This is a genomic window from Sphingomonas sp., from assembly GCF_051962185.1.
GTDB lineage: Bacteria > Pseudomonadota > Alphaproteobacteria > Sphingomonadales > Sphingomonadaceae > Sphingomonas.
In genome coordinates, this window is the sequence record NZ_JBQCCN010000345.1 from 1 (window position 1) to 8,123 (window position 8,123).

The following is an 8,123-nucleotide window of genomic DNA, read 5'->3' on the forward strand; positions in this document are numbered from 1 at the left end:
TGCCGATTCAGCGAAGCTGAAAACAATCAAGCCGCGGCGGCGATGCTGTCGATCTGGGCGAGTTCGTAGCGATTGCGGCCGTTCATCTTGGCGCGATAGAGCGCCGCATCGGCGGCGATGGTCAGTTCGTGCAGCGACCGGCCACGCGCCGGGCGCAGCGCCGCGACGCCCAGGCTGATCGTGACCTTTTCGGGCAGCGCGAAACCGGCGTCCTTGCCGCAGGTCGCCACCATCACGCGGACGCGCTCGGCGATCGACGCCGCGCCGGCCTGGTCGACGCCGGGCAGGATCAGCATGAATTCCTCCCCGCCATGGCTCGCGGCGAGATCGATCGGCCCGCGGATCCCCGCCTGAAGCATTTCCGCCACCGCCTTCAGGCAGCGGTCGCCCTCGGCATGGCCATGCGTGTCGTTGAAGCGCTTGAAGTGATCGACGTCGATCGCCACCACCGCCAGCGACGCGCCCGAGCGCAACGCCCGCTCCCATTCGTCGGCGAGCCGGCCGTCACGTTGGCGGCGATTGGCGAGCCCGGTCAGCGGATCGGTGCGGCTGACGCGTTCGAGCGCGTCGCACGCCTGTTCCAGCGCCTTGCCGCGCGCGCCGAGCGATTCGACCAGCGCCTGGTTGGTGGCGGCGAGTCGATGCGCGCGAAGGATTTGCCCGGCGAGCCGGCGACTGATGATCAGCAGGACGACGGTCATCGCCGTCGCCGCGCCGGCCAGCGGCCAATGACCCGGCCGGTCGCTGACCGCGAAGCCTGCCGCTGCCGCGACCATGACCGGAATCTCGAAGGCCGCATACATCGGCCAATAAGCGACATGCGCGATCGACAAGGTCAGCCCGCTCAGCGCCACGCACACCGCGAACATGACATGGTTGTCGGTCCCGGTCGCGACGATCAACCCCAGCGCGCCGCCCCACAGCAGCCCCGATGCCGCGGCGAACACGACCAGCGACGCCGCCCAGCGGCGCACCGGGATATTGGGGAACAACCCCGATCGATAGGCGACGGCCGCGACGCCGCGCGTGGCAATGATGATGACGCTCGTGAGTACCCAGGCCGGCAGCCAGAAGCGCTGGCCGATCTGCCAGAACAATCCCGCCATCATCGCGGAGCCGAGCAAGTCCATGCCGATCATCGCCGGCGCGATCGAATAGATGCCCTCGATCCGGGTCTTCAGGAACGCATCGTCCCTGGACGTCGAAGAGGTCGCCGCTGTCATGGTCGCCGCATAGGCCAGCCATCGTTAAGGCGCGGTTATGTAAATTCCCGAGATACTCATAATGGAACCGTAACGATCAGCGTGAATTCATCGAAGCGCTCGAGGGCGCGATTGCATCACCGTCGATGCGATGCCTTCGACCGCCAGCGCTCGACGAAAACATGCTGGTCGAGGTGGCCGTCCCGCTGCGGCGAGCAGCAGGGCGACCAGCCAGCGCATCAGCGCAGCGCGCTCGCGATCAATTTGTGCAGCTTCGAATGGAGCACATCGTTGGCGGCGAGGAATTCGCCGCGTTCCATCGCCCGGTCGCTGCCGCGATAGTCGGTGACGAAGCCGCCGGCTTCCTTGACCAGCAGCAAGCCCGCTGCGACGTCCCAAGGCTGGAGATCCGATTCCCAGAAGCCGTCAAACCGCCCCGCCGCGACCCAGGCGAGGTCAAGCGCGGCCGAGCCGAAGCGGCGGATACCGGCGACTTCGGGCGCGACCGCACCGAAAATGCGGCTCCATTGGGTGAAATTGCCATGGCCCAAAAACGGGATGCCGGTCGCGATCAACGCGTCGGCGAGATCGCGGCGCGACGACACGCGCAGCCTCGCGTCCTGCAGCCAGGCACCCTTGCCCTTCTCCGCCCAGAAACTTTCGTCGGTCAGCGGCTGATAGACGAGCGCGGTGGTGATCTCGCGCTTACCGTTCGCCAGCGGTTCCTCGACCGCGATCGACATCGCGAAATGCGGGATGCCGTGGAGGAAGTTCGACGTGCCGTCGAGCGGATCGATGATGAAACGCGGCTTGTTGGGATCGCCGGCGATCTCGCCGCCTTCCTCGGCCAGGATGCCCCAATCGGGCCGCGCCTTGCGCAATTCCTCGACCAACGTTTCCTCGGCGCGCTTGTCGGCCATCGACACGAAGTCGGCCGGCCCCTTGCGGCTGACCTGGAGGTGCTGGACCTCGTTGAAGTCGCGACGCAGGCGCGGCGCCGCCTTGCGCGCGGCGCGCTCGATGACGGTGAAGAGGCCGGAATGGGAAGGCATCGAACAAACTCTCTCCCCTCCCGCTTGCGGGAGGGGTCGGGGGAGGGCCTGTCAGATCAGTCGAAACGGAAGGACGTGCGGCCCGGTGACACGCCCTCCCCTAACCCCTCCCGCAAGCGGGAGGGGAACTCTTAGTCCGCGCGGCGGACGTAGGTCTGTTCGTACACGTCGACCACGATCTTCGTACCGCTTGCGATGTGCGGTGGGACCATGATGCGGACGCCGTTGTCGAGGATCGCCGGCTTGTAGCTCGACGAGGCGGTCTGGCCCTTCACCACGGCATCGGCCTCGACGATCGTCGCCTCAATCGTGTCGGGCAGCTGCACGCTGATCGCTTCCTCGTCATAGAGCTCCATGACGACGTCCATACCGTCCTGCAGGAAGGCGGCGGCGTCGCCCAGCAGGTCGCGCGGCAGCGAGGTCTGGTCGTAGGTGTCCTTGTCCATGAACACCAGGCTGTCGCCGTCGGCGAACAGGAACTGGAAATCCTTGGTGTCGAGGCGGACGCGCTCGACGGTCTCGGCCGAGCGGAACCGGACATTGTTCTTGCGGCCGTCGCGCAGGTTCTTGAGCTCGACCTGCATATAGGCGCCGCCCTTGCCCGGCTGGGTGTGCTGAATCTTCACGGCGCGCCAGATGCCGCCTTCATATTCGATGATGTTGCCGGGACGAATGTCCACGCCGCTGATCTTCATGACGATGTACCTGCTGGAAAGGAAAGCGCGCCTTTAGCGGGCGCCGGCGCGAATGCCAAGATCAGGGATATTGCTGGCGAGCGTGGAGAAGCGCGAGGACGTCGATCGTCTCGGCACCCACGCGATATACGAGAACATAATTCGGATGAACAACCACTTCGCGCGTCCCTGGAACGCGCCCGGGTCTGCACGAATAAGGATCGAGTGGCAGTCGCTCCGCCGCTTCCTCGAACAGCAGCCGCAACCGTTCCGCGGCGCCGAAAATTTCGCGCCTGAACGTAGGTTGTTACTGTGTCGAGTTGCGCGAGCGCGTCAGCCGTCCAGCGGACCGCGAGCACGCCGCAATTCCATCCGCCGTTTTATCTCCGCCATGGCCTCGTCGTGCGGGATCAAGGGCTCTTTGCTGTCGAGCGCTTTCTGCACCTTGGCGCGAAACCATTTGTCGTACGCCTCAGCGTTTTCGGTCGTCTCGAACTCGGATTCGATCGGAGAGAGCTTCGTCATGCCCAGAGAAATATCACGCGTCGGGCGAGCCACCAAGAATAGCGGCGAAGGATTGCACCATTTTGGCTTCATCTCCGCCCCAGACGGCGTGCGACACGGCGAGGAAATCGGCCCCCGCAGTCACCAACGGTGCGGCATTGGCCGGCGTGATCCCGCCGATCGCGACGCAAGGCAATTCGAACAAGGCCGACCACCAGCTCAGGATCACCGGTTCGGGACGATGCGTCGTCTCCTTGGTCGCGGTCGGATAGAAGGCGCCGAACGCGACATAGTCGGCACCGGCATCGCCTGCCTCCATCGCCAGGTGGCGGCTGTCGTGGCACGTCACGCCGATCTGCACGTCGGGGCCGAGCACCGAGCGCGCCTCGCGCGGATCACCGTCGTCCTGGCCGAGATGGACGCCGTCGGCCCCCAGCCGCTTTGCGAGCGAGATGCTGTCGTTGACGATGAACGCCACTTCGCGGTCGGCGCAGAGGCGCTGCAACGGCTCGGCGAGCCGCGCCGCCTCGTGCTGGTCGACGTCCTTCACCCGGAACTGGAACGCCGCGTCCGGCGCGGCATCGAGCGCGCGCGCCAGCCGATCGGGAAAAGCGCCGCCGACGTCGAGCGGCGAGATCAGATAGAGCTGGCACGGCGGCCGCCGATCGTCGCGCTTGAACGAGGCGGCGAAATTCGGGTCGAGCGGGCCGAGCGGATCTTCTTCGATGTCCATCGCCCGCCCCTAGCGCGCCCGATGCCGCGCGAGAAGCCGGTCGCTCAATCTACCACGGCGATCAGGAAGCCGTCCCATTTCTTGACGCCCACCGTCTGCACCGCCGTCGCGGTCAACCGCGGTTCGGCACCGACCTGTTCGAACAGCCTGCGCGTGCCCCGGATGCGCTCGTCGCCGCTGCCCGCATCGAGCACCCCGCCCTCCCGGATCACATTGTCGACCACGATCGTCGTCCCCGGTCGCGACAAGCGGATGGCGTGCTCGACATAGGCCGGATTGTTCTGCTTGTCGGCGTCGATGAAGACGAAATCGAACGGCCCTTTCAGCGTCGCCAGAGTGTCGAGCGCGGGGCCGGTGATCACGGTAACGCGGCCGCTCAGCCCGGCGGTCGCGAGGTTTGCTCGCGCGACATCGGCGTGGTGCAGATCGATCTCGAGCGTCACCAATTCGCCATCGGCGGGCAATGCGCGCGCCAGTTCGATCGTCGAATAGCCGCCCAGCGTGCCGACCTCGAGAACGCGCCGGGCATTCGCCATCCGCGCCAACAGGTGGAGCATGCGTCCCTGTGCCGGCGACACGTCGATATCGGGCAGCCCGCCCGCCGCGTTGGCCGCCAGCGTCGCGGCAAGCGCGGGATCGTCGCCGAGCAAACGGTCCGCGATATAGGCGTCGACCGCGCCCCAGCCGGGATTCTGTTGTCCGAGCCGCTCGACCATCGTCAATTCTCCTTTTCGATGAATACGCTTGCCGCGCGCCGCGCATTCTCCCTCTCGGCGGGCACGTCAAGCACGGCACATAGTGAAGCCACAACTTGACTATTGGAAAGGGCACATATATTGAAGTAATCACTTCACTAAAGGAGCACATCATGCCGGACGGCCATGTCACCCACGCCACTTTCACGCTCGATCGCAGTTTCAGGGCGGCTCCTGACAAAGTGTTCGAGGCGCTCAGCGACCCGGCGATCAAGCGCCAGTGGTTCGCGGCCAGCGATCAGAGCGAGCTGGTCGATTTCGAGAGCGACTTCCGCCCGGGCGGGGTACAGCATTTGCACTACCGGTTCGGCGAGAATAGCCCCTTTCCCGGCGTCTCGCTGACCGACGACGGCATCTTCCAGACGATCGTCCCCGGCAGCCGCATCGTCATCACCAGCCGGATGGCGATCGGCGGCGCACCAATGTCGGTGTCGCTGACGACGTTCGAGCTGGTCCCCAATGAATCGGGCACCGACCTGATCTGCACCAATCAGGTCGCGTTCTTCGAAAACGCCGATGGCCCGGTGATGCGCGAACAGGGCTGGCGCGTGCTGCTCGACAAACTGGGCGAGGTGCTCGAAGGATGATCGGGTGACGCCCGATCTCGACCGACTGTTCCAGGCGCTGGGCGACCCGACGCGGCGTGCGATCGTCGATCGGCTGGCCGAGGGGCCGGCGTCGGTTTCGCGCCTCGCCGAGCCCTTGGGGATCACGGTGACGGCGGTAGCGCAGCATCTGCATGTGCTTGTGCAATGCGGGGTGGTGCAGACCGAAAAGGTCGGCCGCGTGCGGACCGCCTCGCTGGTGCCCGACGGCCTGACCCCGGTCGAACGCTGGGCGCGCGACCGGCGGTCGATGCTGGAGAAACGGCTCGATCGTCTCGCCGAGATCCTCGGCGAGGGCGATTGAGGCCTAAGCCGCGACCTTGTCGACCGACGCTTCGTAGATTTCGTCGATCGCCTCGGCGAGCGCGGCGTCGAATTGCTCGTCGCTCATCTGCACACGGAGATCCTCGAGCAAGGCGCGGCTGAAGCTCGCGATGATGCCCGGATTCTTCGCTAGTTCGACGCACGCCTGGGCGCGGCTGTAGCCGCCCGACAGCGCGACCACATGCAGCACGCGCGGATGATTGACCAGCGACTCGAACAGACCGGATTTCGCCGGCAGCGACAGCTTGAGCATGACCTGCTCGTCGCTCGGCATGGCGTCGAGCGCGTTCAGGATCTCGTCCATCAGGATGGCGTCGCACTCGGCGCGCTCGGCGCTCTTGATGTTCACTTCGGGCTCGATGATTGGCATCAGGCCGTGGCCGATCACCTGGCGCGCCACGTCGAATTGCTGCGCGACGACCGCGGCGATGCCCTCGGGGTTGGCGAGGTTGATGACCGAGCGTTCCTTGGTCCCGAACATGCCGAGCTTCGCCGAGCGCGCGAGCAGATCGTCGAGCCCCGGCATCGGCTTCATCAACTGGACGCCGTTGGCCTCGGCCTCCAGCCCCTTGTCGATCTTGATGAACGGCACCACGCCGATGTCGTGCAGCGCCTGCGGCACCGGCTTGCCATTGGCCTGGCCGTCCATCGTGCGCTCGAACAGGATCGCGGCGATCACCTTGCCGCTGGCGAAAGCCGGCGCGGTGATGATGCGGACGCGCATCTGGTGAATGAGATCGAACATCTCCTCGTCGCTCGACCAGGCGCCTTCCTCGATGCCGTAGCCCTTGAGCGCCTTGGGAGTCGATCCGCCGCTCTGGTCGAGCGCGGCGATGAAGCCGTGTCCGGCGGCGATCCTGGCGGTCATTTCGGCGGTCTGCATGCTGGGTTCCCGTCTATGCATACGTATGTGTGAGGCGGCTGTTAGACAGCGTCCGGCGGGTCCGCAATGGGGCGATTGGCCAAGTAACCGGTTAGAGTGAGCGCGGCACGCCATGTGGCAAAGCGGCGCCATCGCTCGACAGGCGAACGGGGAGAGGCATCGCTGCCCCTCCCCGCCCTTCGTCAGACCCGGATCAGGCCTTCGGCTTGAGGTGGACGAGGCGGTCGAGCACCGCGTCCAGCCCCTCGCCGGACGACGCCATCACGTCGATCCGGCCGATCTTCTCGGTGACACGCTCGAGGGTTTCGAGCTCCTTCAGCCGCATCAGCGTGGGGTTGTCCTCCATCAGCTTCGCGGTGTTGAGCAGCGACCGCGTCGCCGCGGTCTCCTCGCGCCGGCGGATCAGGTTCGCCTGGGCGACCTTCTCCGCTTCGACCACCTTGTTGATCAGCTCGCGCATCTCGCCCGGCAGGATCACGTCCTTGACGCCGAGCTCGGTCACCCGAACCCCGATGTCGCCGAGCTCGCGCCGGACATGCTCGACGATCTGCTCGTCGACCGACACGCGGTCGTTGAGCACTTCGTCGAGCGTCCGCCCGCCCACCGCCTCGCGGACCGCGAACTGGACGAGCTTGTAGACGTGCGCCTCATAGTCCGGAACGCCCAGCGCCGCCTGCTTCGGGTCGGTCACCTGCACGAAGCTGGTGAGCGTGACGCGAAGCGTGACACGGTCACGAGTCAGGATTTCCTGCGCGGTGATCTCGACCGGCACCGGCCGGGTATCGAGCGTCCGCGCGGACACCTTGCGCCCGACCTGCCAGTAACCGTGGCGGCCCGGGCCGAGCGTCTCGACGAGCTCGCCGTCGAAGAACGCCAGGCCCGCATTCGCCTCGGGCACCGTCACCGTCGCGATCGCCGGGCCGGTGCCGATCACCGCCGCATTCTCGAACGCGACGAGCTCGGCCTTGGTCAGGCGCGGATCCGCATCGACGTCGAACGTCTCGACCGTGACGTCCTGCAGCACCGTCCAGACCATCGCGACCTTGCCCGGCAGCACGACCTGTGCGGCGCGGCCATCGACACGAACCACGGCGACCTGGCCTTCACCCGGCCGCACGATGGCGAAATTCTCGGCCGCGAGCGCCGGATGCAATTTCTCGATGATCGGGCCCCAGGGCGACGTGAAGACGCCCTCGGCGGCGACGATCTCGACGCGCATGCGGTTGCCCCAATCCCATAGGCCATGACGCCCGGAATCGAGGATGCTGATGAGGCGGCCATCCTTGACGAGGAGGCCGCGCTGGTTTTCGGCAATGGTAACGATCTTGCGCATCGCCGGTCCTCCTCTTCTCTCCGTCCGGATCCCATTATCCGGGCGGGGCGGCGCGGTT

11 protein-coding genes are annotated in these 8,123 nt (G+C 66.1%); 2 read left to right on the forward strand and 9 right to left on the reverse strand.

Annotated elements, in window-relative coordinates; all coding sequences use genetic code 11:
• Positions 1 to 26: 26 nt before the first annotated feature.
• The 7 genes from ACTHJR_RS20865 to ACTHJR_RS20895 form a co-directional block, all read right to left on the reverse strand.
• On the reverse strand, positions 27 to 1,223 hold the full coding sequence (locus tag ACTHJR_RS20865) for a diguanylate cyclase (protein ID WP_440525345.1): 1,197 nt from the start codon (positions 1,221 to 1,223) through the stop codon (positions 27 to 29).
• 218 nt (positions 1,224 to 1,441) lie between these two features.
• On the reverse strand, positions 1,442 to 2,254 hold the full coding sequence (locus ACTHJR_RS20870; protein ID WP_440525346.1) for an inositol monophosphatase family protein: 813 nt from the start codon (positions 2,252 to 2,254) through the stop codon (positions 1,442 to 1,444).
• Between the two features lie 131 nt (positions 2,255 to 2,385).
• Positions 2,386 to 2,949 (reverse strand): elongation factor P, encoded by a 564-nt coding sequence (gene efp, locus ACTHJR_RS20875; RefSeq protein WP_440525347.1) that lies wholly within the window; start codon positions 2,947 to 2,949, stop codon positions 2,386 to 2,388.
• 61 nt (positions 2,950 to 3,010) lie between these two features.
• The gene (locus ACTHJR_RS20880) at positions 3,011 to 3,193 is read right to left on the reverse strand and encodes a type II toxin-antitoxin system RelE/ParE family toxin (RefSeq protein WP_440525348.1); all 183 of its coding nucleotides are present in this window, start codon (positions 3,191 to 3,193) and stop codon (positions 3,011 to 3,013) included.
• Between the two features lie 68 nt (positions 3,194 to 3,261).
• Complete coding sequence (relB, locus tag ACTHJR_RS20885) at positions 3,262 to 3,453, reverse strand: type II toxin-antitoxin system RelB family antitoxin (RefSeq protein WP_440525349.1); 192 nt, start codon at positions 3,451 to 3,453, stop codon at positions 3,262 to 3,264.
• A 13-nt stretch (positions 3,454 to 3,466) separates the two neighbouring features.
• Entirely contained in the window at positions 3,467 to 4,165 is a 699-nt protein-coding gene (gene thiE / locus ACTHJR_RS20890; protein WP_440525350.1) for a thiamine phosphate synthase, read from the reverse strand.
• A gap of 44 nt (positions 4,166 to 4,209) precedes the next feature.
• A complete protein-coding gene (locus tag ACTHJR_RS20895) occupies positions 4,210 to 4,881 on the reverse strand; it encodes an O-methyltransferase (protein ID WP_440525351.1) in 672 nt (223 codons plus the stop codon).
• A gap of 152 nt (positions 4,882 to 5,033) precedes the next feature.
• Between ACTHJR_RS20895 and ACTHJR_RS20900 the strand changes: the two genes are divergently transcribed.
• Positions 5,034 to 5,507 carry an SRPBCC domain-containing protein gene (locus ACTHJR_RS20900; protein WP_440525352.1) on the forward strand — a complete coding sequence of 158 codons (474 nt, stop codon included), beginning with the start codon at positions 5,034 to 5,036 and terminating at the stop codon, positions 5,505 to 5,507.
• Between the two features lie 4 nt (positions 5,508 to 5,511).
• Positions 5,512 to 5,829 (forward strand): ArsR/SmtB family transcription factor, encoded by a 318-nt coding sequence (locus ACTHJR_RS20905; protein WP_440525353.1) that lies wholly within the window; start codon positions 5,512 to 5,514, stop codon positions 5,827 to 5,829.
• Between the two features lie 3 nt (positions 5,830 to 5,832).
• On the opposite strand, the gene ACTHJR_RS20910 is transcribed toward ACTHJR_RS20905, so the two are convergent.
• Positions 5,833 to 6,732, reverse strand: coding sequence for a fructose bisphosphate aldolase (locus ACTHJR_RS20910; protein ID WP_440525354.1), 900 nt, complete (start codon positions 6,730 to 6,732; stop codon positions 5,833 to 5,835).
• A 193-nt stretch (positions 6,733 to 6,925) separates the two neighbouring features.
• Positions 6,926 to 8,065 carry a slipin family protein gene (locus ACTHJR_RS20915; protein WP_440525355.1) on the reverse strand — a complete coding sequence of 380 codons (1,140 nt, stop codon included), beginning with the start codon at positions 8,063 to 8,065 and terminating at the stop codon, positions 6,926 to 6,928.
• Between the last annotated feature and the right edge of the window lie 58 nt (positions 8,066 to 8,123).